Source organism: Halobacterium sp. CBA1132 (assembly GCF_001485535.1).
In the GTDB taxonomy this organism is placed as follows: Archaea; Halobacteriota; Halobacteria; order Halobacteriales; family Halobacteriaceae; genus Halobacterium.
The window spans coordinates 291781-313880 of sequence record NZ_BCMZ01000001.1; the positions used below are offsets into that span (position 1 = coordinate 291781).

General features: G+C 70.0%; 29 protein-coding genes and 1 tRNA gene. 13 read left to right on the plus strand and 17 right to left on the minus strand.

Translation table 11 applies throughout. The annotated features are described in order from the left end of the window. The first annotated feature begins 60 nt into the window (after positions 1-60). From AVZ66_RS01435 to AVZ66_RS01445, 3 genes are read left to right on the plus strand one after another with little or no spacing between them, the layout of a single operon-like run. Positions 61-531 carry a hypothetical protein gene (locus tag AVZ66_RS01435; RefSeq protein WP_058981081.1) on the plus strand — a complete coding sequence of 157 codons (471 nt, stop codon included), beginning with the start codon at positions 61-63 and terminating at the stop codon, positions 529-531. Continuing rightward, positions 524-1297, plus strand: coding sequence for a P-loop NTPase (locus tag AVZ66_RS01440; protein WP_058981083.1), 774 nt, complete (start codon positions 524-526; stop codon positions 1295-1297). The genes AVZ66_RS01435 and AVZ66_RS01440 overlap by 8 nt, the downstream gene beginning before the upstream one ends. Then, complete coding sequence (locus AVZ66_RS01445; protein WP_058981084.1) at positions 1294-1818, plus strand: hypothetical protein; 525 nt, start codon at positions 1294-1296, stop codon at positions 1816-1818. Before AVZ66_RS01440 ends, AVZ66_RS01445 begins: the two co-directional genes overlap by 4 nt. Here AVZ66_RS01445 and AVZ66_RS01450 read toward each other — a convergent pair whose 3' ends face one another. Genes AVZ66_RS01450 through AVZ66_RS01480 form a run of 7 tightly spaced genes read right to left on the minus strand, consistent with a single transcriptional unit; the run spans position 1819 to position 8558 of the window. Then, positions 1819-2316, minus strand: a complete 498-nt coding sequence (locus AVZ66_RS01450) for a hypothetical protein (RefSeq protein ID WP_197407707.1) — start codon at positions 2314-2316, stop codon at positions 1819-1821. After that, positions 2313-2735 (minus strand): hypothetical protein, encoded by a 423-nt coding sequence (locus tag AVZ66_RS01455; protein ID WP_058981089.1) that lies wholly within the window; start codon positions 2733-2735, stop codon positions 2313-2315. Before AVZ66_RS01455 ends, AVZ66_RS01450 begins: the two co-directional genes overlap by 4 nt. Then, positions 2728-3390, minus strand: coding sequence for a hypothetical protein (locus tag AVZ66_RS01460; RefSeq protein ID WP_058981091.1), 663 nt, complete (start codon positions 3388-3390; stop codon positions 2728-2730). The genes AVZ66_RS01455 and AVZ66_RS01460 overlap by 8 nt, the downstream gene beginning before the upstream one ends. Continuing rightward, the gene (locus AVZ66_RS01465; RefSeq protein ID WP_058981093.1) at positions 3387-3860 is read right to left on the minus strand and encodes a hypothetical protein; all 474 of its coding nucleotides are present in this window, start codon (positions 3858-3860) and stop codon (positions 3387-3389) included. The genes AVZ66_RS01460 and AVZ66_RS01465 overlap by 4 nt, the downstream gene beginning before the upstream one ends. Continuing rightward, positions 3857-4567 (minus strand): archaellin/type IV pilin N-terminal domain-containing protein, encoded by a 711-nt coding sequence (locus AVZ66_RS01470; protein WP_058981096.1) that lies wholly within the window; start codon positions 4565-4567, stop codon positions 3857-3859. Before AVZ66_RS01470 ends, AVZ66_RS01465 begins: the two co-directional genes overlap by 4 nt. Beyond that, positions 4564-6420: a type II secretion system F family protein gene (locus AVZ66_RS01475; protein ID WP_058981097.1), complete on the minus strand. Its 1857-nt coding sequence runs from the start codon at positions 6418-6420 to the stop codon at positions 4564-4566. The genes AVZ66_RS01470 and AVZ66_RS01475 overlap by 4 nt, the downstream gene beginning before the upstream one ends. Further along, positions 6417-8558, minus strand: coding sequence for a type II/IV secretion system ATPase subunit (locus AVZ66_RS01480; protein ID WP_058981098.1), 2142 nt, complete (start codon positions 8556-8558; stop codon positions 6417-6419). Before AVZ66_RS01480 ends, AVZ66_RS01475 begins: the two co-directional genes overlap by 4 nt. 111 nt (positions 8559-8669) lie before the next feature. On the opposite strand from AVZ66_RS01480, the gene AVZ66_RS16850 reads away from it, so the two are divergent. From AVZ66_RS16850 to AVZ66_RS01500, 4 genes are read left to right on the plus strand one after another with little or no spacing between them, the layout of a single operon-like run. Beyond that, positions 8670-9611: a DUF4129 domain-containing protein gene (locus AVZ66_RS16850; RefSeq protein WP_058981101.1), complete on the plus strand. Its 942-nt coding sequence runs from the start codon at positions 8670-8672 to the stop codon at positions 9609-9611. After that, positions 9611-10183 carry a hypothetical protein gene (locus AVZ66_RS01490; RefSeq protein WP_058981103.1) on the plus strand — a complete coding sequence of 191 codons (573 nt, stop codon included), beginning with the start codon at positions 9611-9613 and terminating at the stop codon, positions 10181-10183. The genes AVZ66_RS16850 and AVZ66_RS01490 overlap by 1 nt, the downstream gene beginning before the upstream one ends. Further along, positions 10176-11546: a DUF58 domain-containing protein gene (locus AVZ66_RS01495; protein WP_082678743.1), complete on the plus strand. Its 1371-nt coding sequence runs from the start codon at positions 10176-10178 to the stop codon at positions 11544-11546. The genes AVZ66_RS01490 and AVZ66_RS01495 overlap by 8 nt, the downstream gene beginning before the upstream one ends. Further along, entirely contained in the window at positions 11543-12040 is a 498-nt protein-coding gene (locus tag AVZ66_RS01500; protein WP_157575570.1) for a hypothetical protein, read from the plus strand. The genes AVZ66_RS01495 and AVZ66_RS01500 overlap by 4 nt, the downstream gene beginning before the upstream one ends. Here the strand turns inward: AVZ66_RS01500 and AVZ66_RS01505 are convergent. Continuing rightward, positions 12022-12990, minus strand: a complete 969-nt coding sequence (locus AVZ66_RS01505; RefSeq protein ID WP_058981105.1) for a MoxR family ATPase — start codon at positions 12988-12990, stop codon at positions 12022-12024. The genes AVZ66_RS01500 and AVZ66_RS01505 overlap by 19 nt on opposite strands. A 90-nt stretch (positions 12991-13080) precedes the next feature. Here AVZ66_RS01505 and AVZ66_RS01510 point away from each other — a divergent pair. Next, positions 13081-13165 (plus strand) — tRNA-Ser (locus tag AVZ66_RS01510). 104 nt (positions 13166-13269) lie between these two features. After that, positions 13270-13677, plus strand: coding sequence for a hypothetical protein (locus AVZ66_RS01515; RefSeq protein ID WP_058981106.1), 408 nt, complete (start codon positions 13270-13272; stop codon positions 13675-13677). A gap of 56 nt (positions 13678-13733) precedes the next feature. Here the strand turns inward: AVZ66_RS01515 and AVZ66_RS01520 are convergent, their stop codons facing one another. From AVZ66_RS01520 to AVZ66_RS01530, 3 genes are all read right to left on the minus strand, one after another. Next, on the minus strand, positions 13734-13937 hold the full coding sequence (locus AVZ66_RS01520) for a hypothetical protein (protein WP_058981108.1): 204 nt from the start codon (positions 13935-13937) through the stop codon (positions 13734-13736). Positions 13938-14129: 192 nt separating this feature from the next. Next, positions 14130-15671, minus strand: coding sequence for a 2-isopropylmalate synthase (locus tag AVZ66_RS01525; protein ID WP_058981110.1), 1542 nt, complete (start codon positions 15669-15671; stop codon positions 14130-14132). A 111-nt stretch (positions 15672-15782) separates the two neighbouring features. After that, positions 15783-16130 (minus strand): DUF192 domain-containing protein, encoded by a 348-nt coding sequence (locus tag AVZ66_RS01530; RefSeq protein ID WP_058981111.1) that lies wholly within the window; start codon positions 16128-16130, stop codon positions 15783-15785. A 59-nt stretch (positions 16131-16189) separates the two neighbouring features. Here AVZ66_RS01530 and AVZ66_RS01535 point away from each other — a divergent pair, with 59 nt between their 5' ends. Genes AVZ66_RS01535 through AVZ66_RS01550 form a run of 4 tightly spaced genes read left to right on the plus strand, consistent with a single transcriptional unit; the run spans position 16190 to position 19658 of the window. Further along, positions 16190-16705, plus strand: coding sequence for a hypothetical protein (locus AVZ66_RS01535; protein WP_058981113.1), 516 nt, complete (start codon positions 16190-16192; stop codon positions 16703-16705). A 47-nt stretch (positions 16706-16752) separates the two neighbouring features. Continuing rightward, complete coding sequence (locus AVZ66_RS01540; RefSeq protein ID WP_058981115.1) at positions 16753-17190, plus strand: VOC family protein; 438 nt, start codon at positions 16753-16755, stop codon at positions 17188-17190. Positions 17191-17236: 46 nt separating this feature from the next. Then, on the plus strand, positions 17237-17788 hold the full coding sequence (locus AVZ66_RS01545; RefSeq protein WP_058981117.1) for a GMP synthase subunit A: 552 nt from the start codon (positions 17237-17239) through the stop codon (positions 17786-17788). 4 nt (positions 17789-17792) lie between these two features. Further along, positions 17793-19658, plus strand: a complete 1866-nt coding sequence (locus AVZ66_RS01550) for a DUF2070 family protein (protein WP_058981126.1) — start codon at positions 17793-17795, stop codon at positions 19656-19658. A 56-nt stretch (positions 19659-19714) separates the two neighbouring features. Here the strand turns inward: AVZ66_RS01550 and AVZ66_RS01555 are convergent, their stop codons facing one another. The 6 genes from AVZ66_RS01555 to AVZ66_RS01580 form a co-directional block, all read right to left on the minus strand. After that, positions 19715-19969 carry a DUF3194 domain-containing protein gene (locus tag AVZ66_RS01555; RefSeq protein WP_058981127.1) on the minus strand — a complete coding sequence of 85 codons (255 nt, stop codon included), beginning with the start codon at positions 19967-19969 and terminating at the stop codon, positions 19715-19717. A gap of 3 nt (positions 19970-19972) precedes the next feature. Beyond that, positions 19973-20353, minus strand: a complete 381-nt coding sequence (locus tag AVZ66_RS01560; protein WP_058981129.1) for a prefoldin subunit beta — start codon at positions 20351-20353, stop codon at positions 19973-19975. An 86-nt stretch (positions 20354-20439) separates the two neighbouring features. Further along, a complete protein-coding gene (locus AVZ66_RS01565) occupies positions 20440-20697 on the minus strand; it encodes a KEOPS complex subunit Pcc1 (protein WP_058981131.1) in 258 nt (85 codons plus the stop codon). A gap of 6 nt (positions 20698-20703) precedes the next feature. Continuing rightward, positions 20704-20838 carry a DNA-directed RNA polymerase subunit P gene (locus AVZ66_RS01570; RefSeq protein WP_058981135.1) on the minus strand — a complete coding sequence of 45 codons (135 nt, stop codon included), beginning with the start codon at positions 20836-20838 and terminating at the stop codon, positions 20704-20706. Next, a complete protein-coding gene (locus AVZ66_RS01575) occupies positions 20838-21146 on the minus strand; it encodes a 50S ribosomal protein L37ae (RefSeq protein WP_082678744.1) in 309 nt (102 codons plus the stop codon). Before AVZ66_RS01575 ends, AVZ66_RS01570 begins: the two co-directional genes overlap by 1 nt. Before the next feature lie 180 nt (positions 21147-21326). Continuing rightward, on the minus strand, positions 21327-22049 hold the full coding sequence (locus tag AVZ66_RS01580; protein ID WP_058981139.1) for a DUF2103 domain-containing protein: 723 nt from the start codon (positions 22047-22049) through the stop codon (positions 21327-21329). Positions 22050-22100 lie beyond the last annotated feature (51 nt).

The following is a 22100-nucleotide window of genomic DNA, read 5'->3' on the forward strand; positions in this document are numbered from 1 at the left end:
CATCGGAATTTTCGGTCGCTGTCCCGAAAATATTTCCCGAGCGACGCGGAAACACCGGACGTGACACACTTAGTCGCGGACGATTCCCGGGGGTCGCTCGCGGCGGTGCTGCCGGACGACGTGGTGACCGTCGACGCCGCGGCAGTCCGCGACGCCGTCGCTCGCGACGGGGCGGACGTCGTCGTCGTGGACACGGTCTCGGTCGCGGACCCTGCTGCCGTCGTCGATGCGATTCGCTCGGCAACTGACGCGGCCGTCGTCGCCGTCGGGACGACGGGACTCGACGCCGATGTCGAGTGTGCGTCGGTCAGCGAGGCGTCCGTTCGCGCCGCCGTCGAGCGCGCCCGCCACATCGCCGCCTACCGCGATTCGGTGTCGGCGCTCTACGAGGCGTGCCGTGAGCGCGCGCTCGGTCGACCCGACGAAGCAGTCCGCGAGCGCCGCCGGAACGCCGACGAGCAGTTCGACTCGCTGCCCGACGACCGCGCCGCGTTTGCGGCCGCGCTCCGCTCGGAGGGCGAGGATGGTTGAGGCGTTCGCCGTCGCGTCCGGGAAGGGCGGCACCGGGAAGACGACGAGCACGCTCGCGCTCGGGATGGCGCTCGCCGAAGAGTACGACGTGACGGTCGTCGACGCCGACACCGGGATGGCGAACCTGCTGTTCCACGCGGGGCTTGCGGACGTGGACGTGACGCTGCACGACCTCCTGCTCGCGGACAGCGACGCCACGGTCGAGGACGCCGTCTACGAGCGCTACGGGATGCGCGTCGTCCCCTGCGGCACGGGACTGGGCGCCTTCCGCGAGGCGGACCCGACGCGCCTCCGCGACGTCGTCGCGGACCTCGCCGCGGACACGGACGTTCTCCTGTTGGACTCGCCGGCGACGCTCGCCAGCAGGAGCGCTGTCCTCCCCGTGGTACTGGCCGACCGCGCGGTGCTCGTCGTCCAGCCGACGATTCCCGCTATCTCGGACGCGCTCAAAGTGCAGGAGTACGCGACGTCGTACGGCACGGGCGTCGCCGGCACGCTCTACAACAAGGTCCGGGACCCCGAAGCCGTCGAGCGCGTCGCAGCGAAGTCAGGGAAGTACTTCGAGGGCGAGTCTCTCGGCACCGTCCCCGAGGACGACGCGGTCCGTGCGGCGCGCCGTGCCGGCGAACCGCTGCTCGCGCACGCGCCGGACAGCGACGCCGCGGCCGCGTACCGACGCGCTGCCGCCGAAATCGACGTTCGGGACGCCGACGCCGAGTCGGTCGCCGACCGGTTCCGGAGCGCGGTCGTCCCCGAGCAACCATGACGGAACTGACGTTCGCTCGCGTCGTCGACGACGCCGCGGCCGCGCTGTCGCTGGCGCTGGACCGCGAACTCACCGGCCACGCGGTGTTCACGCCACAGGAAGCACTGCTGCTCGATGGGGACGGCGAGGGCGTCGTCGCGTTTACCGACGGCGTTCCGACGCACGTCCACCACACCGCGACCGGTTCCGGCGGGTCGGCAGCGCTCGCGGACCTCGCGACGACCGGCCCGCTGCGCGTGGAGTGCTACGTCGGCGACGACGGAGACGCCCCCCGAACGGACGAGTACGCGGTCGCACCCGGAACGCCCGCCGAACGACTCGCTGGCGACGACACGCTCGCACAGCGAACGCGGGACGCCGCCCGTGAGTCGGGTATCGCGGAGGCCGAAGACGCGGGCGACCTCGACGCTGTGGAGGCGTTCCTCGCGGACGAGCAGAAGGTCGAGGCGATTCGCGACCGCGCTCGCGAGGAGGCCCGCGAGCGCGCTGAGGAGTGGGGATTCGACGACCTCGACGCCTGATTACTGCGGTCGGACGACGTGCCCCAACCGCGTGGTTTCCTCGGGCGTCGTGACGCGAACTTCGAACGCGACAGCGACGACTACCGTCTCGTCGGCGCGCTCCTGTACCACGACGCCGCCGTGGACTTCGCACGCGCCGAACGACCCGCGCTGGCCGTCCGGGCAGTCGACTTGCCGCGCAAGTGCTCCATCGTAAGTCACGTTTACGACGACACCGTCGCCGAGTCGCGACCGTTCGACCGCACGGAGGCGCGGCGCGAGCGCTGCTTCGACTCGTTCGACTGCGCGCTCCCTGTCGCTCCACGTGGCCCCCGTCGCCGTTTCCGCCGCGTCGTCAGCGATGCGGTCCAGCACTCGGGTGACGCGTTCGCCGTGGTCCTCGTCGGCGTCGGCGACCGCCGGCGCGTACCCGAACTGGAGGTAGGCTGCCGCGACCGGGACGAGCGCGAGCGCGGCGACCGCTGCCGCCACGAGCACGAGTTGGCCGCGCTCGCTCACGCGTACCACACCCACACTGTCACCGGGCCGCTCTCAGTCGGGACGCGAGCGACGCCGACCGTCGCGCTCGACGGCCGGACGTGTCCGACGGCGCCGTGGGGCGTCCGCACCCGGAACAGCAGATTGTCCGTGAGGATGCGGTCGACGCGCCGTTCGAGCGCGGCGCGCTCCCGCGCGAACGCCGCCTCCGACGCCGCGACCTCCGCGAGCCGCGTCGCGTCGCCGTGCTGGGGCGGTTCGTTCGCCAGCACGGTCGCCGCGTCCTGCGCGTACGCGTCGAGTTGCGCCTGCTCGCCGACGCCGCCCGCGGGCGTCCCGAACGCGAACGCGCTCGCGACGGCGACGACGAACAGCACGCCGACGCCCGCCTCGACGACGGACAGCGAGAGTTGGGCGCGCTCGCGTTCCGCCTCACGCATCGACGGTCACCCCGAGGACGGCTTTCGTGGTCGTCTCGACGCGGTATGCGACGGTGACACTTCCCGGCGGGAGTTCTCCGTCGGCGGCGAACGCCAGCGTCACCGTGTCGTACCGCGAGAGCGTGACGTCGTACGCGCCGTCCAAGCCAGCGTCGTCGTGGAGGACGACGCGGTCGTTCGCGCGAACGGTCGTTACGTTCGCTGCGCCGGTGTCGAAGGTCAGGGTGGCGTCGCCGGTCCGTCGCGGCAGCGTGACTGCCGCCTCGTCGTCGAGTACCGGCGACAGTTCGCGCCGACTCGCGTCCGCGACGAGGACGACGCGACGCATCGTCGCGCCGCCCGCCGGCGTGCCCCGCTCGACGAGCGTCTCACCGTCGAGCGTGACCCGAACGCCCGCGCCCTCCGGTAGTCCATCGTCGAGAGTCGCGCTCGCGTTTTCGACGGCGGCCTGCGAGAGTACGTTCGCGCGCAGCGTCAGCGGCCCGTCCGCGGCGACGAGGTGGTCGGCGGTGCTGGCGGCGAGTCGAGTGTCCACCGGCTGGGTGTTCGCGCCCGCGAACGCGCTCCCCGCGAGACCGACGACCGCGGCGACGCTCGCGACGACGAGGAGGAGCGCTATCGCGACCGCCGGAAGGTTCGCTTGCGCGCGGGTCACGCTGTCGCCTCCGCGAGTTCGACGACGAGGCCGCCGTCGGGGTGTGCTCGCACGCGAACGAGCGCGTCGCTGTCGGTCCAGTTCCCGCGAACGTCTCGCACGCGGCCCGGGAGCACGAGCGCCGTCTCGCCGCCCACGTCGGCGTGCCCGTGGACGAGCGCGAGGCGAGTGCCGTTCGCGGTGATGCGGTAGCCGCGGTCGCGAATCGTCGCGGGGAGGCTGATGCGGCGCTCCGCGACGACTTCGTCCGCGGCGGCTCTCGGGTCCGTGTTCGGGACGGCGGCTTCGACGTTCGCGGCCGCGTGCTGGAGCGTGCGCTCGCCCACCTCGTCGGCCGCCGCAGTGCGCGCGTTCGGGACGACGCCGCCGTACAGCGTCGTCGTCAGGAGCGCGACGAACAGCACGACGATGCCGGCTTCCAGCGCCTTTCCGACCGCGGGCGCGGCAGCGCGGCTCCTCGCTCGGCTCACGTTACGGACACCTCCGTCTCGTGGACCACCACGTAGGCGGTCCGCGAACTCGGGAAGTCGGCTATCACGCTCGGCGTGCCGTCGCCGTCGACGTCGCGCTGGCTGACGGTGGCGTTCCAGCGCTCGAACTGCGAGCGCAACGCCGCCGTGTGGGTCGTCTCGACGGCAACCCGGTAGCCGCCGCGGCCGAGATTCTGTCGCTCGTGGGTGACGTTCGACCGCAGCGTGTACGTCACACCGCCGCTGGCCGCCCGCATCACGTCGCCGCGCAGGGCGGGCACGCTCACGACGAGCACGTCCGGGTCCACAGTCACGGACACGGGCGAGCGCGTCCGCGACCAGCCATCGCCGTGCGCGAGTACGGCTCCAGCGAGGTAGGTCGCACCGCGATTGTCCGCGGTGAACCGGAGCGCGTTCGCGTCGACGGTCGCGACGACGCCGCCGCTGTCGAGGACGCGCACCTCGCGGTCCAGCGTTTCCAGCGTCCCGCTCGTGAACGAGACGCTGCCGCGTCGAACGCCCGTGGTTTCGACCGGCTGGAGTGCGTCGTCGAGTTCGTCCGCCACGCGCTGGGCGTCGCTGGCGGCGGCGTGCTGGTCGACGACGGTGCCGACGCTCGCAGTCACGAGGCCGAGCGCGACGACGGTTACGCCCAGCAGGATGGCGACGCCGACGACGTTCGACTGACCGCGCTCGTTCGCGCTCACAGCAGCCCCACCCCCGCGAAGACGACGTACGCGAAGGTGACGAGCAGCCCCGAGTGCAACAGCGCGTCGTAGCGGCCGCGGCTCGCGGCGCCCGCGAACCACCCGCAGGACAGCATCGTCGCCTGCGTCACGAGGTAGAACCGGTAGCGGTCGCGTTCGAGGTTCACCGCGTCCGGGTCGATGGCGAGGCCGCCCGCGCTAGCGGCGTTCGACACCGACGACAACTGCGCGAAACTGTCCAGCACGGAGAGATTGACGGCGACCGTGATACCGACCACGAGAATAGCGGTCGTCCAGCCGACCGCGACGTAGACGAGTAGCCGCGAGCGCAGCGCGCGCTTCTCGTGGTAGAGCCGTCCGACTTCGGCTTGCAGCGCTTCGAAGGCGGCGTCGGCGTCGCTGCCGGCGTCGAGCGCGCCGGAGACGAGGCCGACGGTCTGGGCGGCGAGCTGGGTGTCGACGCGCTCGATGAAGCGGTCGAGTGCGGCCGCGCGAACGTCCTCGCCGCGCGTGGTGACGCCGAGGTTGAACGCGAGGTCGCGGACGTCTGGGTTCAGGGGGCCGGCGTCGACGTCGTCGGCGACGCGTTCGACGGCCTCGCCGAACGGTCGCCCGAGGCTGACGTGCCCGGAGACAGCGTGGACGAAGTCCTGTATCTCGCGGTCTTTCGCGTCGTCGATACGCGCGCGACGCACGGCGACGAGTCCCACCGGAACGGCGAATGCGACGTACGACAGCAGGACGACGTTCGCAGGTTGGACACCCACTTTCCAGAGGCCGCCGGCGACCGCGAGCGCAGGGAGTGCGAACGCGAGAGCGGCGTCCGCGGGGTTCCGCGTGGCGTTCGCGAGTACGCCGAGGCCCGCCGAGCGGTCGTGGTCACTCCACGCGAACCCGCGCGGGCGCATCTCGACGACGAGATACGCCGCCAGCGCGCCGACCGCGAGCACGAACGCGGCGCTCCCGAACACGAGCAGTTCGCGGACGGTCGCGGCGCCCAGCGGCGTCGCCACGGTGCGGCCGAGGCCGGGCGCGAGCACGCTCAGGACGGTGGCGACGATGACCAGCAGCGCGGGCAACACGAGCAACACGATGAACAGCTCCGCGACGAGTTCGAGGAAGCCGGCGGCGCGCTCGCGGGTGCGCTCGCGGCGGTTCGCGAGCATCCGCGACTCCAGTTCGAGGTACTGCGCCACCGCATCCGGGCCCTGCGCGGCGTGCTCGCGGAGCTTCAAGAGGAACGGCGCGAGCAGTTCCCTACTGGGGGTGTCGCGGGCGACCACGCGCAGGCCGCGGTCGACGCTGCCCGTGAGGTCGGCGGTGTTGAGCACGTCTTGGAACGCCGCCGCGGTCTCGCCGTAGGCGGCGGGGCGGTCGGCGACCCGGGAGAGCAGTTCGCGCTCGTCGGTGGTGCCGGAGGCGAGCACGGAGAGGTAGCGGACCGCGCCCGGCAGTGACCCGCCGATGTCCGAGCGGCGCGTCCGTGCCTGCCAGCCGAGGTAGCGGCCGCCGAGTTCGACGGCGAGCCGTTTCGCCGCGAGGCCCGCCGGCAGGCCGGCGACGAGCGCGGCCGTAATCGGCGGCGCCAGCGGGGAGGCCGCGGCAACCGGCCCGAGAACGTTTGGTGGCACGAATAGCGCGGCTGCTGCAGCCGCGAGCGCGCCGCCAGCCGCGAACGCCAGCCACGACGCGCCGTAGACGCGGGCGAGGAACACGTCGAAGCTCACGGACAGCCGGCTCGCGCGGTAGCGCTTCCGGTCGGCGTCGTGGCGGCCGCTGTCGGCGTGGCGCGCGAACAGCGCGTACAGCGCGCGGTCGAGGACGCCCAGCGACCCGCCCGCTGTCACCGTCACTCGCCGGCCCTCCGCTGGAGGCGTTCGACGGTCGCCGTCTCGTCGGTCCGGAGGTCCGAGAGCAGGCCGAACAGGTCGTCGAACGCCGCGACGCCCTCGCGGTCGAGATACTGGACGTACCGGCGCTTCTGCGCGAACTCCGCGTGGACGTCCTCGACGGGGCGGTCCGTGTGCGCGGCGAGGCGGTCGAAGAACCCCACGTCGGCGGCGCCGTCGAAATCGAAGCCGCCGTCCGGAGTGCGTTCGAGTATCCGACGGTAGTGGACTTCGCTGCCGTCTTTCTCGACGGTCTCGGTATCCCCGCCCGTTTCGTTGACGAGTTCGACGATTTCGCCGACGTAGCGTTCACCGTCGACGTGCCGCGGGAACACCACGAGGTCGACTTCGCGCAGGAGGTACGCGGGCACGCCCTGCTCGATGGCGCGGTTGACGAGCGTCTCGATGTCCTCGGCGTGCGTAGTGCCGATGACGCCGTGGCCCGTATTCAGGACGTTCGCGAAGCTCTCGAAGCTCTCCTCGGTGTTGATCTCCGCGATGACCTCCACGTCAGGGTTCAGGTAGTTCGTTTCAGTCATCAGGTCCGCCATGGAGACGCGCTTGAACTCGCGCTCGTGCTCGCGGGTCGTCAGGGAGACGCCGGTCTCGTGCGGGAGTCGGACTTCGCGGCTGCCCTCGTCGATGCTGATGGGGCGGTCGTCGAAGGGGACGAATGGCATGTGGGCGTTCATCAGCGTGGTCTTCCCGACGCCCGTCGGGCCGGAGAAGAGGACGACGCCGTGGTGCTCGTAGACCATCCAGAGGAGCGCGACGACATCCACGGAGACGGTGCCCTGTTGGAGCAAATCCACGGGCGTCAGCGGCTCCGCCGCCTGTTTCCGGATGGAGACGTGCGGGCCGCCCTCGCTGATGACGGGGAGCGCGACGGCGCACCGAATCGTGACGTCGCCGTCGACTTCCGCGGGTTCGAGGTTCACCTTCGCGGAGGGATTGGAGGCGTTCAACTCCACGCCGTCGCGCGCCGCGAGCTGGGTGACGAGGTTGACGAAGCGCTGCTCGTCGTCCAGCGAGAGGTTCGTCGGGAGGCGGGCGGCGGTCGCGCCGAGGCGGCCCCGCGGCACGACTTTCACGCGCTCGCCGACGGCGTTGGCTTCGACGTCTTCGAGGCGGTCGTCGCGGATGGGGACCGTGAGTTCGCCGTCCCCGACGAAGTCCCGGAGCACGTAGTACGTCAGGTCGTCGAGGCGGTCGTCGCTGAAGCGGCGGCCGACCGGCGGCACCGCGAGGCCGTACTCGGCGAGCGCGGAGCGCACGCGGTGACGGGTAGCGTCCAGCCACGCTCGCGTGTTGCGGACGGTGAGTCGGCGCGTGAGGAACGTGCGGGCGCGGTCGGCGACGAACGCCGCGCGGCCGTCCTCGTCGTCGAGTCGGCCTTCGACGTTGGCCTCCCAGATGCGTGACTTGCACTCCGCGATGAGTTCGTCGTCGCCGGGGAGGCGGTCGGGTTCGCGGACGGCGTACTTGGTGTCGAAGGCGTCGCGGCCGAGCACGCGCTCGCGGTAGACGACGACCGGCACGTCGAAATCGCGGAACGGGACGGTGTAGCGTGCGAGGCGCTCAGAGAGGAAGCGGTCGAGGTGCGGTGGGTCCGCGGCCAAGTCCGTGACTGCGGGCGCGTACTCGTTGGTGTGGACGACCAGCGAGTCGGCCGCGGCGTCCGCGACTTCCACGCCGTCGTCGAGCGCGAGCGGCGTGAGGTCGCCGAGACCACGGAGGTCGCAGAGCGCGTGGAACTCGACGCGCCGTCGGGCGGCCCGCGAGCAGTCGGTGAGGCGCGCGAGCACGCGGCGGTGTTTCTCTCCGAGGCCGGCAGCGACGCGCTCCCGGGTTCCTTCGCGAGTTCGCGGCCGGGAGAGTTGTGCGTCCGCGAAGTAGTCGGTCACGTGGTCGAGTGCGGTCTCGTCGCTGGCGCCCAGCGGCGGCGCGCGGACGTCGTAGGTGAACTCGCCGTCGCGCTCGGAGACTGTGACGACGACACCCGGGTGGACTTCGTACTGGCTGCGAACGTTGGGCGCGTACCACGCGTCCGGGTCGTCCGGCGGCACCGGCGACGGGACTGCGTGGTCGGCGTGTACGGACATCACGAGGAACTCGCTCCTAATTAAATTTAAAGTTTAACCAATCGAAGCAAAACGCGTGTGTCGAGTGAACTGTTCGCAAGAGCTTTACTGTGGAGTTCATAAACGCCGCCAGTGGACCGCAACCGACGCGCCCTCCTCGTCGCCCTCCTCTGCGTACTCGCGGTGTCGCTGGCGGCCGCGACGCTCGCGAACCCCCAGCAGCCCGCCGGCGGCACCGGCGGCGGCGACTCCGGAACCGACCCGAGCGGGACCGCCGACCGGTCCGGCGACGGCGGCGACGGGTCTGTCCCATTCGTGTTCGGAGACGAGGGGCAGTTCTCACTCCTCCAACTGCCCTGTGTCTCCCTGCTCGCGACGCCGACTGTCGGGTTCGCAATCGTCGGCTTCGCGCTCGTTGTCGGCCTCGTTGCGTACTGGCGCGACGGGCTCGTGCCCGCGTTCGCCGTCGCGCTCGCCGTGCTGGCGGTGTTGATTCCGGCGTGGCTGTTGCTGACTGACTGTTCCACCGAGACTTCCGGTGGTGGTGGTTTCGCCCCCGGCGTCTCGTTCGGACGGCCGCCCGGCGGACAGGCCAGTAGCGGCGCCGGCAGCGAATTGCTGTTCTCGCCGCCGACCGTGCTGCTCGGCCTGCTCGCCGTCGCCGTGCTGTTCGGGATCGTCGCGTTCCGCGCGACCGGTGACGACGAACCCGACGAGCGCGACCCCGTGCCGGAGCCGGCGCCGGAGACCGATGACGACGCGCTCGGCGCAATCGGCACCGTCGCCGGGGAGGCCGCCGACCGCATCGCGGAGAACGCCGATGTCGAGAACGAGACGTACCGCGCGTGGCGCGAGATGACCGAGTACCTCGACGTCGCCAACCCCGAGGCGAGCACGCCCGCGGAGTTCGCGGCCGCCGCCCGCGACGCAGGCATGGACCGCGAGCACGTCGACGAACTCACCGACCTCTTCCGCGCGGTCCGGTACGGCGGCGCCGAGGCCACCGACGACCGCGAGCAGCGCGCCGTCGACGCCCTCCGCGCTATCGAGTCTTCTTACGGGGGTGAGCGGTAGTGCTTCGCCGCGTGCTGCTCGTCCTCGGCGTCGCGTTCGCCGCGTTCGGCGTCGCCGTCGCCGCTGTCCCCTCGATTGCGACGGCGCTCCGGCTACCCGACGTGCCGCGGGTCGCCTTTGCGCTCCTCGCCGTCGTGTTCGCGCTGGCGACCCACGCTGCGCGAAAGCGAGCTAACTTCCGGGACCCCGACGACGCAGCGGTGCGTACGGCCGGACTGGAGGACCGCTACGAGCCGCCGCGGCCCGGCGCGGACATCGACGCGGAACTCGCCGCCGGGCCGAGCGGCTCCTCGCGGGCGGACGGCCGCCTCCGGGAGCGCCTGCGCGTGCTCGCGGTGCGGGTGCTGTCCGACGCCGAGGGCTGGTCCGAGGACGAGGCCCGCCGCCGCCTCGACGACGGTACGTGGACCGACGACGAGACCGCCGCGGCATTGTTCGCCGAGCAGGTGAACCCCTCCACGATGGACCTCGTGATGTCGTTCACAGGTATCGAGTCCGCCCAGCAGCGCGAAGTCCGGCACGCGCTCGCCGAACTGGAGCGCCGCGCCGGCGTCGACACGGGGGGTGACTGACGTGGGCGCGACGGCCACGACAGCGACGGAGACGTCGCCCGATGCCGACGGCTCTCCGAGCGACGATTCGGGCGAGGGCGTCGGGACGACGCTGACGGACGTGACCACGCGCGAGACGAACCGCTGGCGCGGCGTCACCGCGCTCTCCCTGCTCGCGGCCGCGGCCGGCACCGCGTCGTCATCGCCGGCCGCGCTCCTGTTGGCGGTTCTCGGCGTCGCGTACGCCGCCTACGGCGCGCTGTTCGCGTCGCCGTCGCCGACGCTGACCGTCGAACGCACCGTCCACGCCGACGACCCCGAACCCGGCGACGAGGTCGACGTGACGCTGACGGTCACCAACGACGGCGCGTTCCTTCCCGACCTCCGCCTCGCCGACGACGTACCGGCGGGCGTCGAAGTCGTCGACGGGTCGCCGCGACTCGCAACCGCGCTCCGGTCGGGGAAGTCCGCGACGCTTCGATACACCGTCGAGATGTACCGCGGTGAGCACGACTTCGACGCGGTGTCCATCCGCGCGCGAGACCTCAGCGGCGCCCGAGAGACCGAAGCCACGGTTCCCACGTCGTCGCGGGTCGCGTCGGTTCCGGACCTCCCCGAGTTGGCGTCGTTCCCGCTTCGCAGTCAGACCGTCCAGCGCGTCGGCCGCGTCCCGACCTCGCAGGGCGGGTCGGGCGTGGAGTTCCACGCGACCCGCGAGTACCGGCGCGGCGACCCGCTCTCCCGGGTGGACTGGAATCGGCTCGCGCGCACCGGTGAACTCTCGACCGTCCAGTACCGCGAGGAGCGCGCCGCCACCGTCGTCGTAGTCGTCGACGCCCGCGACGTCGCGCACGTCGCGGACGACACCGGCGAGGACGCCGTCGAGTACGGCGTCGAAGCCGCCGGCGGGGTCGCGTCCGCGCTGCTCGACGCCGGTGACCGCGTCGGCGTCGCCGCGTTCGGCCCGCACTGGGAGTGGCTCGCGCCCGGGTCGGGCCGCGACCACCGCGCCCGCCTCCGGGACGCGCTCGCCCGCCGCCGCGGGTTCGCCGCGCTCGCCCCCGAGCGGCGGTTCCTCGGCGCGCTCGTGTTCCGTCGCCTCCAGAAGCACCTGCCGGCGGACGCGCAGGTGGTGTTCTGTTCGCCGCTGGCCGACGACAACGCCGTCGAGTACGTCCGCCGCCTCGAAGCCGGCGGCAACCCAGCGACCGTCGTGTCGCCGGACGTCACGGGCGCGGCGACGCTCGGCCAGCAGGTCGCGCGCGTCGAGCGCGCCACCCGGATTCGGTCGCTGCGGCGCGCGGGCGTCCGCGTCGTCGACTGGCCGGCCGAGCAGTCACTCGCCCTCGCAGTCGCCACCGCCGCCCGGGGGTGGTCGCAGTGAGCGACTTCGACGCCCGACCGCCCGCGCTCGCAGTCGTTCCCGCGACCGTCGCCGCCGCGCTCGCCGTTCTCGCCGTCGCAGCGGGTTCGACGGTCGGCCTCGTGCTCGCCGGGCCGGGCGGCGCCGCGGTCGTCTACGGCGCCCGGGACGCCTCGCGGAACCTCGTCACGCTCGGCGGCACGCTCGCGTTCGTCGGCGTCGCCGTCGGCGCCGCGACCGGCCTCCCGTCAGCGCTCACGCTCATCGGTGGTGTCGCCGCACTCGTCGCCTACGACACCGGCGAGCACGCCGTCACACTCGGCGCCGACGTGGGCTCCGAGGCACCGGTCTCCCAGTCCGTCGCCGTCCACACCGCCGGGAGCGTCGCCGTCGGGTCGGTAGTCGCGGCTGTCGGGTTCGGTATCTACCAGTTCGGCCCGACGAGTCTCCCCGTGACTGGGTTAGTGGCGCTGCTGTTCGCGTCCGTCTTTCTCGCTTACGCGCTCGGCGACTGACTCTCGACGGTCGGCACCGACACCGAGTCGAGCACGTCGTCGACGATTTCTCGCTTGCTCCTGTTCTCGACGGCAGCGTCGGGCGTCAACACGAGTCGGTGCGCGAGCACGTTCGGCGCGAGTCGCTTCACATCGTCGGGAACGACGTACTCGCGGCCGTGAACGACCGCCCGCGCTCGCGCCGTCTCGAAGAGCCGCTGAGTACCCCGGGGGCTGACGCCGACTTCGACGCGGCGGTCCTCGCGGGTCTCCCGCGCCACCGCGACGACGTACTGGAGGAGGTCGTCGTCGACGCGCACGTCCTCGGCGACAGCGCGCACCGCCTGCACGCGCTCGGCGTCCAGCACCGACTCGACGCTCGGACTGCGCGACGACCGGCCGGCGCGCCGCCGCAGCAGCTCCAGTTCGCCGCTCTCGTCGGGGTAGCCGATGCCCGCCTTCGCGACGAAGCGGTCCATCTGCGCCTCCGGCAGCGGGAACGTGCCCTCCTGCTCGACGGGGTTCTGGGTCGCAATGACGAAGAACGGCTCGGGCAGTTCCATCGTCTCCCCGCCGATGGTCGCCTGCCCCTCCTCCATCGCTTCGAGGAGCGCGGCCTGGGTCTTCGGGGGCGCGCGATTGATTTCGTCCGCCAGCAGGACGTTCGTGAACACGGGACCGGGCTGGAACTCGAACTCCCGGCTCTGCTCGTTGAACACGTGCGTCCCCAGCACGTCCGCCGGCAGCAGGTCGGGCGTGAACTGCACGCGACTGAACCCGAGGCCCAGCGCGGTCGCGACGCTGCGCGCGGTCAGCGTCTTCCCGGTGCCCGGAACGTCTTCGAGGAGGACGTGGCCGTCGGCGAGGAAGCCGACGAGGACCGTTTCGAGGAACTCGCGGTCAGTGACGACCGCTCGCTCGACTTCGCTCAGGACGGCGTCGCACTCGTCACTCGCAGCAGTGACGTCCATAGGCGTTCGTGCGACGCGCCAAGTTTAGTGGTATCGGTCACCACGCCCAATCGAAATCCCTAAAACCGACGACGGCATTCCTCGAAACGAGCCGAGGTAGCCTAGCCTGGCCAAGGCGGTTGCTTCGAGAGCAACTGTCCTCACGGACTCGAGCGTTCAAATCGCTCCCTCGGCGCTTCTCTGACTTCACACAGGTCAGCGACGCCGTTCTCCGATTCGAGTGACAGCCGCTGCGTGCAGGCCACAAATATTTCACACGGTCGAGGCGAAGAATTAGCTATGGCGACCGGCGAGCGAGGATTGGACTCGTGGCTATCAGCGACCGTCGATATGCTCCTCGCCGTGTTCGGGTTTGCTCTCGTCTGGTATCCGATGGTCTCGCTCGGCAACGCGGCTCTGGGGTTCCCAGTTTCACCCTCAACGGGAAATCTGGTTGCCGGTGTGCTAACGCTCGGTGGTTCGTACCCTGTCGTTGCGGGTGATTGGTCGCTTAGGCAGCTGGGTGAGTATATATCCGTCCTCGTGATCTCTGGAATCGGGTGGGGACTCGTCGGAATGATAGTTATCCTTGCGCTGGGGGTGTCGTTCTCTGGTAGCAGTCACGCTCTACAAGCGGCAGTTTGGGCTCCCGCCTACCTAACCGCGTATCTCGTTGTCTACCGAACCAAGTGGTCGGTTTTTAGCTGACATCGATTCCAGCAGCCAAGCCAGCAGCGAGCAGTATGCACACTGATTCAGCCCGTTCAGTTGTTCTGGTTGTCCGTGTTAACGTACGCACTGAGCGGGTTCCACCACCACTGCCATTTTACGACGAATAGGAGGCCGCCCAGAATCACCCCGTTCCAGACCCATATGAATTCGCCAGTGACGAACCCGTACACCGGGAGCACAGCGCCAAGAAACACGAGGACAAGCAGTCCATTCGGCAGAAACTGACTGGAGGGCATAAGCGAACATTCCGGGGCGCTTTGGAAAAGAATATCGCTGGTTGACATCTGCACAGCTCGAACGTAGCCGCTGGTTCACCGACTACGCCGAATACCGGACCCGAATTTTCGACTATTCGTACTGGACGCACGGCGCGTCGAATGCTCCATCGTGCGGTTACTTTGTCCGCCGAAAAATCAGTGAGTGCTGCGTCAGTCCGCGGTCGCGGGCGTCTCCTCGTCCTCGCGGGGGAGCAGGCGGTCGAGGGCGTCGACGACGGCGCTGACGCTGGCGGAGGTGATGTCGCTGTCGCTGGCGTCGACGGTGACCGTGCGGTCGCCCCGGGAGACGGTGACGTGGACGGTGACGACGGCGTCAGTACCACCGGTGATGGCGTCGACGTGGTACTCTTCGAGGTGGAAGGTCACGTCGCCGAGGGCGTCGCGGACGGCGGCGATGGCGGCGTCGACGGGGCCGCTGCCGGTGCCGGCGGCGCTGTGCTCCTCGTCGTCCACGCGCAGGCGGACGGACGCGGTCGGGGTGCCGCCGCCGCTGGCGGCCGTGAGGTCCAAGACTTCGACGCGGCGGTCGCGGTCGCCGCCCTGGACGTCTTCGGCGACGGCGAGCAGGTCGGCGTCGGTGACGCGCTTACCGCGCTCACCGAGTTCGTTTACGCGCTCGACGACAGCGGCGAGTTCGTCGTCGGAGACTTCGACGTCGTGTTCGGCGAGGGCGGCGCGGACGCCCGCGCGGCCGGCGTGCTTCCCGAGGACGAGGCGGCGCTCGCGGCCGACCGCCTCCGGGGAGTACGGCTCGTACATGCGGTCGTCCTTGAGCGTGCCGTCGGTGTGGATGCCGGACTCGTGGGCGAACGCGTTCTCGCCGGAGACGGCCTTGTTCGGCGGCAGCGGGACGCCCGTGGCGTCCGCGACGGTGGCCGCGAGGTCGTAGAGGCGCTCGGTGTCCAGCGGTTCGATGCCGTAGCAGTGCCAGAGCGCGACCGCGACCTCTTCGAGCGCGACGTTCCCGGCGCGCTCGCCGACGCCGTTGACCGTGGCGTGGACGAGATTGGCGCCCGCGGAGACGCCCGCGAGCGCGTTCGTCACTGCGAGCCCGAGGTCGTCGTGGGTGTGGACGCTCACGGGGCCGTACTCGGCGACGGCGTCCACGAGTTCGTAGACGCGCTCGGGGCTGGCGTGGCCGACGGTGTCCGCGACGCAGAACCGGTCGGCGCCCGCGTTCGCGCTCGCTTCTGCGAGGTCCGCGAGGAACTCCTCGTCGGCGCGAGAGCCGTCCTCGCCGATGACTTCCACCCAGAGGCCGTGGTCGGTCGCGTACTCCACGAGGTCGCGGGTGGTGTCGAGGACATCCTCGCGGGTGGTCCCAACTTTCTCTTCGACGTGGCGGTCGCTGGCGGGCACGACGAGGTTCACGCCGTCGACGTCGCAGTCGAGCGCGAGGTCGATGTCGCGCTGGATGCCGCGACAGAAGCTCGTGACCGTCGCGTCCAGGTCGAGGCCGGTGACGCGGCGAATCGTCTCGCGCTCGCCGGCGCTCGTGCACGCGCTGCCGGCTTCGACGACGGAGACGCCGGTGTCGTCGAGTTTGCGCGCGATGGTCGCCTTCTGGTCGGCGGACAACGAGATGCCGGGGGCTTGTTCGCCGTCGCGCAGCGTGGTGTCGAGGAACTGTACGTCGGGTGCGCCGCCGTCGAGAGCGGCAGGGAAACTAGTGCCGGAGAATTTCTCGGCCAGCCGCCGTGAGGCGACTTACTCTATCCTCCGTGCCGGTGTGGTCCGACATGGTGTGTATGTCGTAGCGTGCCACACACGTTTGAAGGTGTGGGGTCTGACAGATGTTGCCTGTCAGTCGTCGAGCCACACTCGGTCGCCGACCGACACGCCGTCGGCGGCGCCCGCGGGGAGTTCGACGAGCGTGTCGCAGCGCGCTTCGCCGCGTCCGGTCCACGAGGGCATGCGTTCGACGCGCTGGACTTCCTCGGCTTCTATCCAGATGGCGTCGATGGCGAACGGCACGAACAGCATGTGGATGTCGCGGCTGGCGGCGCCGTCGAAGTCGAAGACGAGCGCGTAGTCGTCGGGAACCGACCACCGGAACATCAGCCCGCGGGTCTGCGCGAACAGCGAGTCCGCGACGTCGACGTCGGTCGCGAGCGTTCGCGTGTCCCCGTCGCGTTCGTGGCGAAGGTGCACACTCCGAGTCGGCGGCGGGCAGCGAAAAGCGTTACCCCGTCCGGTCGCTACGCCGGGGCGTGAAGAAGACGCCGACCGGGACCGCAGTCGGGGTCGACGACCCCTACGACCACGCCGGCGTCTGCGACTACGCGACCGACGACGGGAAGTGCCGGTACGCCTTCGAGCACGGCCAACACGACCCCGAGTTCGCCGCCGAGCGCCGCGCCGACGACTTCCGGTGCCCGGTCGCGGACGGCGACTGGAAGTGGGCGGACTGCCCCCACTACCGGTGCCGGCAGCGCGACCGCGAGTGCGCGCGCTGCGGGCTCGAAGAGCGCCGGCAGGCCCACGACGACGAGCGCCCGCTCCTCGAAGAACACCACCTCGCGTACGACGACGAGGAGGACGTCGGCCACGAGATTACGGTGTTCCTCTGCCGGTGGTGTCACGCGAAAGTCCACGACTCGTGGGCGCGTATCGACGACGACGCCAGCCCCGACCCCGAGGCTATCGCGGCCGCGGAGGGCCGGCGCAGCGAAGAGCAGTCCGAACTCTCCTTCGACACCGCGGCGGACCGCTTCGAGGACGAGTGAGTCGATTCGACCCCGACGGCTAACTGTCCTCGGGCCGAACGTGTCGTATGAACGAGACGCCGTTCCACCTCGGGCACGTCCACCTCAAAGTCCGGGACCTCGACCGCGCGGTCGCGTTCTACGAGGGCGTCTTCGCCCTCGAAATTACGGAGACTGAGGGGCGATTCGCGTTCCTCTCGTGGGGCGACCACCACCACGATGTCGCGCTCCAAGCGGTCGGCGCGGACGCCCCGGATGCGGGCCGCGGCGTCGGCCTCTACCACGCCGCAATCGAAGTCGACACAGAGAGCGCCCTCGGGGACGTCTACGACGAACTCTGCGAGCGCGGCGTTCCCTCGACGCCCGTCGACCACGGCATCAGCAAGGCGCTGTACTTCTCGGACCCCGCCGGCAACGGCCTCGAAGCGTACGTCGACGCGCGCGCCGAGCGCGACCTGTCGTCGTGGGAGGGCGAGAACAAGCGCTTCGACCCGGCATCGCTGTAGCTCCGAACGAGTGGGTTTTTAGTCGCGAATCCTGTACTCGGGCCTAATGACACGTATCCTCGTCGTCGACAACCACGGTCAGTTCACCCACCTGGAGCACCGACTGCTCCGGGACATGGACGGGGTGGAGACCGAGACCGTCGACAACACGACGCCGCCGGCGGACATCGACGCCGACGGCCTCGTGCTCTCCGGCGGCCCCGACATGGACGATGTCGGGAACTGCTCGGCGTACCTCGACCTCGACGTTCCGGTCCTCGGCATCTGTCTCGGCATGCAGTTCATCGCCGAGGAGTTCGACGGCCGCGTCGAATCCGGTGACTACGGCGGCTACGCGGACGTCGACGTCGAGATTCTCGACGAGGACGACCCCCTCGTCGGGTCGCTGGCTCCCGAGACTCGGGTGTGGGCGAGCCACGCCGACGAGGTCGTCGAGGTCCCCGATGGGTTCACGCGCACCGCCTCCAGCGACATCTGCGACGTCGAAGCCATCTCGGACACCGACCGCGACCTCTACGGCGTCCAGTGGCACCCCGAGGTCGCGCACACCGAAGAGGGCGAGGCCGTCTTCGAGAACTTCGTGCGCGTCTGCGAGTAGGCCGATGACGGAGACTCAAGGCGAACTGGCGAGCCTCTCGAAGTACATCTTCCGCGCGCCGCGGTGGTACACGACCGTCGCGCTGTCGCTGGTCATCGCGGCGCTGGCGGGTATCGCGTCCTTCGACAGCCAGTACGTACTCGAAGACGCCTGGCAGGGCGTGTTCTTCATCGGCGTGCCGACAGTCGTCGCGAGCCTCGGCACCACACCGGTCGACCGCTACTTCGACGGCCAACTCACGTACAGTCGGTCGTCGCTGCTCGCGTTCGCCTGCGAGGTCGTCGTCGTCGTCGTGCTCGTCGCCGCCGGCGTCGTCGCCGCGGTCACCGGGAGATTCGGGCAGAACTTCGTCTTCGACGCCCTCATCGCCGCGCTCGGACTCGTGTTCGCGATTCGGTTCCTCGTCGTGCTCGCGGTCTCCCGGGACTCCCCGCTGGTCGCCGCGATTCCCGCCAGCATCCAGACGGCGACCGCCGGTCTGCTGTTGTTCGTCTACAGCGGCACGATGAACTACCTCACGACCGGTGGCCGCCTCCTGAACGCGTTCCTCTCCCGGCCCGCGGAAGCGCCGCCGGAAATCCAGTACGCGTTCGCGCCCCGCGACTTCGTGCTGTTGGTGTCGCTGGTCGTGCTGTACGGCGTCGCCGCCTACGGCCTCGTCCTCGCTATCGACCGCCCGTGGCAGCGCAGCCTCGGCGTCAGCGTTCTCGATTTCGTCAGCGGATTTATCGGCCACATCGCGGAGGGCACCCGCGAACTGGAGGACTTCTTCGAACAGATTGGCGAGGAAGCAGTCGTCCCCGTGACGGTGCTGGCGTTCCGGAACGTCGACGACGGCGAGGAGAAAGCGCGCTTCGTGCTGCCGATGATTCACCCCGGGCCGATGGGGGAAATCGGCGGTGGGAACCTCCCGCAACGGGTCGCCGAATCCGCCAGCGGGCTGGCGTTCCCGCCCCACGCGACCGCCGGCCACGACTTCAACCTCGTCACGGAGCGCGAAGTCGACACGCTCATCGACGCCGCCGAGAGCGCCCACGACGCCATCGACTACTGCGACAGCGCGACCCCCGCGGTCCGCGTGCAGGAGGGCGAAGCCAAACTCCTCGGGCAGGCGTTCGGCGACGACGCGCTGCTCGTCTCCACGTTCTCCCCCGAGTTCGCCGACGACGTCGAGTTCGCCGTCGGACTGTCCGCGACCGCGGAAGCCCGCGTCGAGGGCATGGACGACGTCCTGCTGGCGGACGCGCACAACTGCAACAACGGCCTCGGCGGCGACGACCTCGGGCACGTCTACCCCGGGAGCAAGCGCTCGTTCGACATGATTCAGGCGGCCGGCGACGCCGCCACCGCGCTCCGTGACGCCGACGAGGGCCCCCTCGAACTCGGCGTCGCGTGGGACCGCACGCCGTGGCGACCCGCGGACGGTATCGGCCCGCTCGGCATTCGCGTCGCCGTCCTCGATACGGGCGGTGACCGCACCGCGTACGTGCTCGTCGACGGGAACAACATGGAACCCGGACTCCGCGAGACCATCGTCGACGCCCTCGACGGCATCGACCACGCGGAAGTCCTGACCACCGACACCCACATCGTCAACACCGTCGAGTCCACGAATCAGGTCGGCGCGGCCATCGACTGGGACGAACTCGTCGACCTCGTTACCGACCTCACCGAAGCCGCAGTCGCGGACCTCGAACCTGTCGAGGCGGGCATGGCCAGCGAGCGCGCGGAAGTCACCGTGTTCGGCAACGACCGCACGGAGACGCTCGCCAGCCACGCCAACGCCGTTATCGCGATGGGCGGCGCAATCGCGGGTCTCGCGGTGCTGGCGACGGTTGCTATCAGCATCCTCATCTTCTTCCTGACGTAGCCGCGCGGCCGCGGCGCTGTCGCTGTCTGTCTTCGTGAACGGAACGAGAAGAACCGTTACTCGTCCGCGAACAGGTCGTCGACGGCGCCGCGCGCTGCGAGCGCAGCGTCCTCCGCGACCTGCTCGACGTCGTCGTCGGCGTCCGGCGCGTGGACGTAGACGTCGACGTCGAGAACGCCGTCTTCGAACGTGACGGTGACGTCGAAGTCCTCGACGTCACCCGTCGCGAGCCGCGAGAACACGAGACCTTCGGCGGCCTCGGCCGCGGCCTCCACGACTTCCTCGTCGGTCGGCTCGTCGGTCGTACCCATCAGTTACGCGCTCGGGCCGCCCATCGGACCGCCGCCGCCGGCACCGCCGAGCATCTCCTGAAGCTCCTCCTGAAGCTCCTCGAACTGCTCTTGAACGCGTTCCTCCTGCTTCGAGAGGGTGTCGACGCGCACTTCGAGGTTCTCGACCTTCTCGTCGAGGTCGTCTGCGGCGTCGTCGTAGTCGGTCTGCACGAGAAGTTCGCCGACCTCTCGGTACATCGTCGCGTCCTCGTCGATGTCGTCGAGGGCGTCGAGAGCGGTCTGGGCCTCGCTGAGCTGGGTCTCGGCCTGCTGCTTCTGGGCCGAAACCGTCTGCGCTTTCTCCTGAAGGTCCTGTAGCTGCTCGAGCTTCTCCTGCGCTTCCGGCGGCAGATTACCCTGCATACGTGCTCGGAGGCGCGCCCGACAGAAAAACCCCCGTATTACGGTCCGGAGCGTCAGTCTCGACGTCGAATCACAGTCCGCGCGGTTCAGGCGCTCTCGTCGCCCGCAGCGTCAGTCACGCGCTCGGCGACCTCCACGAGCGTCAGCCACGTGTTGTTCCCGGCCCGCAGCGCGGTCAGGTCCGCCGCGCCGACGGTCACCGTCACGGTCGCGCCGTCTCGGTCGACGGTCGCGTCGCTACGGTCGCCCTCGATGTCGCCGGCTTCGACCGCGACGCTGCGCTCGACGCTGCGAGCGACCGCGGAAGAACCGTACTCGAAAACCAGTTCCGTGGCGTGGTCCACCGGCAGTTACCGGACTTCGACTTCCTTGACGTCGCGGCTCCGCTCTTTCAGCAGGACGCGGTGCCCACAGTACGGGCACCGAACCCCGCCGTACTCGTCGAGTTCGACGTCTCGCTTACAGCGGGAGCACTTGTACGCCATTATTCCTCGACGGCTTCGACGTCGGCGTCGGCTTCCGCTTCGCCCTCGCCGAGCGCCGCGCGGATGGAGCGGCTGACGGTGCGTCCGCCCGGCGTCTGGGGCTTGTACGCGCCGCCGGCGTACTTGTAATCACACTTCGAGCACTGCCAGATGCCGGTTCCCTGACGGGAGACGGCGTCCGAACCGCAGTCGGGGCAGGCGTGGTTCTCGTTCATCTCGTCCTCGATTTCGGAGACGCGACGCCGAGAGACGCGGCCGTAGCGCGCGCCGAATCGGCCGGCGCTCCCCGCGGAGCCCTTCTTAGCCATAGTGAACGCTTCTACCGTCGGGGCGCACATAAACGCTACGTTGCGTGGCCGACCGGCGGGAGGCCACGTTAGAGTGAGCGGCGAACTGCGTGCCCGAGCAACGCGAGGGCACGTTACACGCGAACGGCGACCGTAGGGAGCCGTGAGCTGCGTGCCTGGGTAACGCGAGACTGCAAGAATTCAGTCTCGCAGTTCTTCGTCGGCGAGCGCCTCGTTGAGGTCAACGCGGACGCGCTCGCCGGTGTCGCGATCCATCGCGGTCGTCACGACGCGGTTCTCTTGGACGCTGGAGCCGTCGCGGACGAGCAGTCGGAGGTTGCCGTTGTCGTCGGCGCGCGTGACCTTCGCGCGGACGCCGGTGCGCGAACTCGAACCGCCGGCGTCGATGGGGCCGGGAATCACTTTCTTCACGTTCGGGTGGTCGGCGACGGTGCGAATCGCGCGCTGGCCGTCGCGGTTCCCGATGAGCGTGGAGTGGCGGCCGCCGATTTTCTCGCTGGCCGGTTCGTCGACGACGTCCAGCGAGCGGTCGCCGCGACGCTCGACAACCGACTCGACGGGGTTCTCGCGGGGGACGCGGTAGACCTCGTAGTGGAGGTCCGCGCGGACCGCACGAATCACGTCGTGGTCGCCCGCGACGAAGACGTCCTCGGGGCGCTTGCGCCGAATCTCGTCGGCGATGCGGCCGGCGAAGTTCCGCAGTTCCACGACGCCGGTCTCGCCGCCCTCCTCGGGGACGGTCGCGATGTCGGTCTGCCCGACGACGGCTTCGTCGTCGAGGAACGTCAGCGTCGCGTGGTCGCGGTCGCAGGCGGCGACGACGGCGTCGCAGTTGGCGGTGTCACAGACTAAGCAGTAGTCGCCCGGCTTCCGCAACGGGGTGCCACACCGCTGACAGTCCATATCCCGGAAAACGGTGCCGGCGCGCAAAAGCCCGGTGTTTCGCGCGGTCGC

Bases quoted from the DNA above. Each gene is read 5' to 3' on its own strand.
- AVZ66_RS01440 (WP_058981083.1), top strand. From the start codon at position 524: ATGGTTGAGGCGTTCGCCGTCGCGTCCGGGAAGGGCGGCACCGGGAAG.
- AVZ66_RS01445 (WP_058981084.1), top strand. From the start codon at position 1,294: ATGACGGAACTGACGTTCGCTCGCGTCGTCGACGACGCCGCGGCCGCG.
- AVZ66_RS01455 (WP_058981089.1), bottom strand. From the start codon at position 2,735: ATGCGTGAGGCGGAACGCGAGCGCGCCCAACTCTCGCTGTCCGTCGTC.
- AVZ66_RS01480 (WP_058981098.1), bottom strand. From the start codon at position 8,558: ATGTCCGTACACGCCGACCACGCAGTCCCGTCGCCGGTGCCGCCGGAC.
- AVZ66_RS01505 (WP_058981105.1), bottom strand. From the start codon at position 12,990: ATGGACGTCACTGCTGCGAGTGACGAGTGCGACGCCGTCCTGAGCGAA.
- AVZ66_RS01515 (WP_058981106.1), top strand. From the start codon at position 13,270: ATGGCGACCGGCGAGCGAGGATTGGACTCGTGGCTATCAGCGACCGTC.
- AVZ66_RS01520 (WP_058981108.1), bottom strand. From the start codon at position 13,937: ATGCCCTCCAGTCAGTTTCTGCCGAATGGACTGCTTGTCCTCGTGTTT.
- AVZ66_RS01540 (WP_058981115.1), top strand. From the start codon at position 16,753: ATGAACGAGACGCCGTTCCACCTCGGGCACGTCCACCTCAAAGTCCGG.
- AVZ66_RS01545 (WP_058981117.1), top strand. From the start codon at position 17,237: ATGACACGTATCCTCGTCGTCGACAACCACGGTCAGTTCACCCACCTG.
- AVZ66_RS01550 (WP_058981126.1), top strand. From the start codon at position 17,793: ATGACGGAGACTCAAGGCGAACTGGCGAGCCTCTCGAAGTACATCTTC.
- AVZ66_RS01555 (WP_058981127.1), bottom strand. From the start codon at position 19,969: ATGGGTACGACCGACGAGCCGACCGACGAGGAAGTCGTGGAGGCCGCG.
- AVZ66_RS01560 (WP_058981129.1), bottom strand. From the start codon at position 20,353: ATGCAGGGTAATCTGCCGCCGGAAGCGCAGGAGAAGCTCGAGCAGCTA.
- AVZ66_RS01570 (WP_058981135.1), bottom strand. From the start codon at position 20,838: ATGGCGTACAAGTGCTCCCGCTGTAAGCGAGACGTCGAACTCGACGAG.
- AVZ66_RS01575 (WP_082678744.1), bottom strand. From the start codon at position 21,146: ATGGCTAAGAAGGGCTCCGCGGGGAGCGCCGGCCGATTCGGCGCGCGC.
- AVZ66_RS01580 (WP_058981139.1), bottom strand. From the start codon at position 22,049: ATGGACTGTCAGCGGTGTGGCACCCCGTTGCGGAAGCCGGGCGACTAC.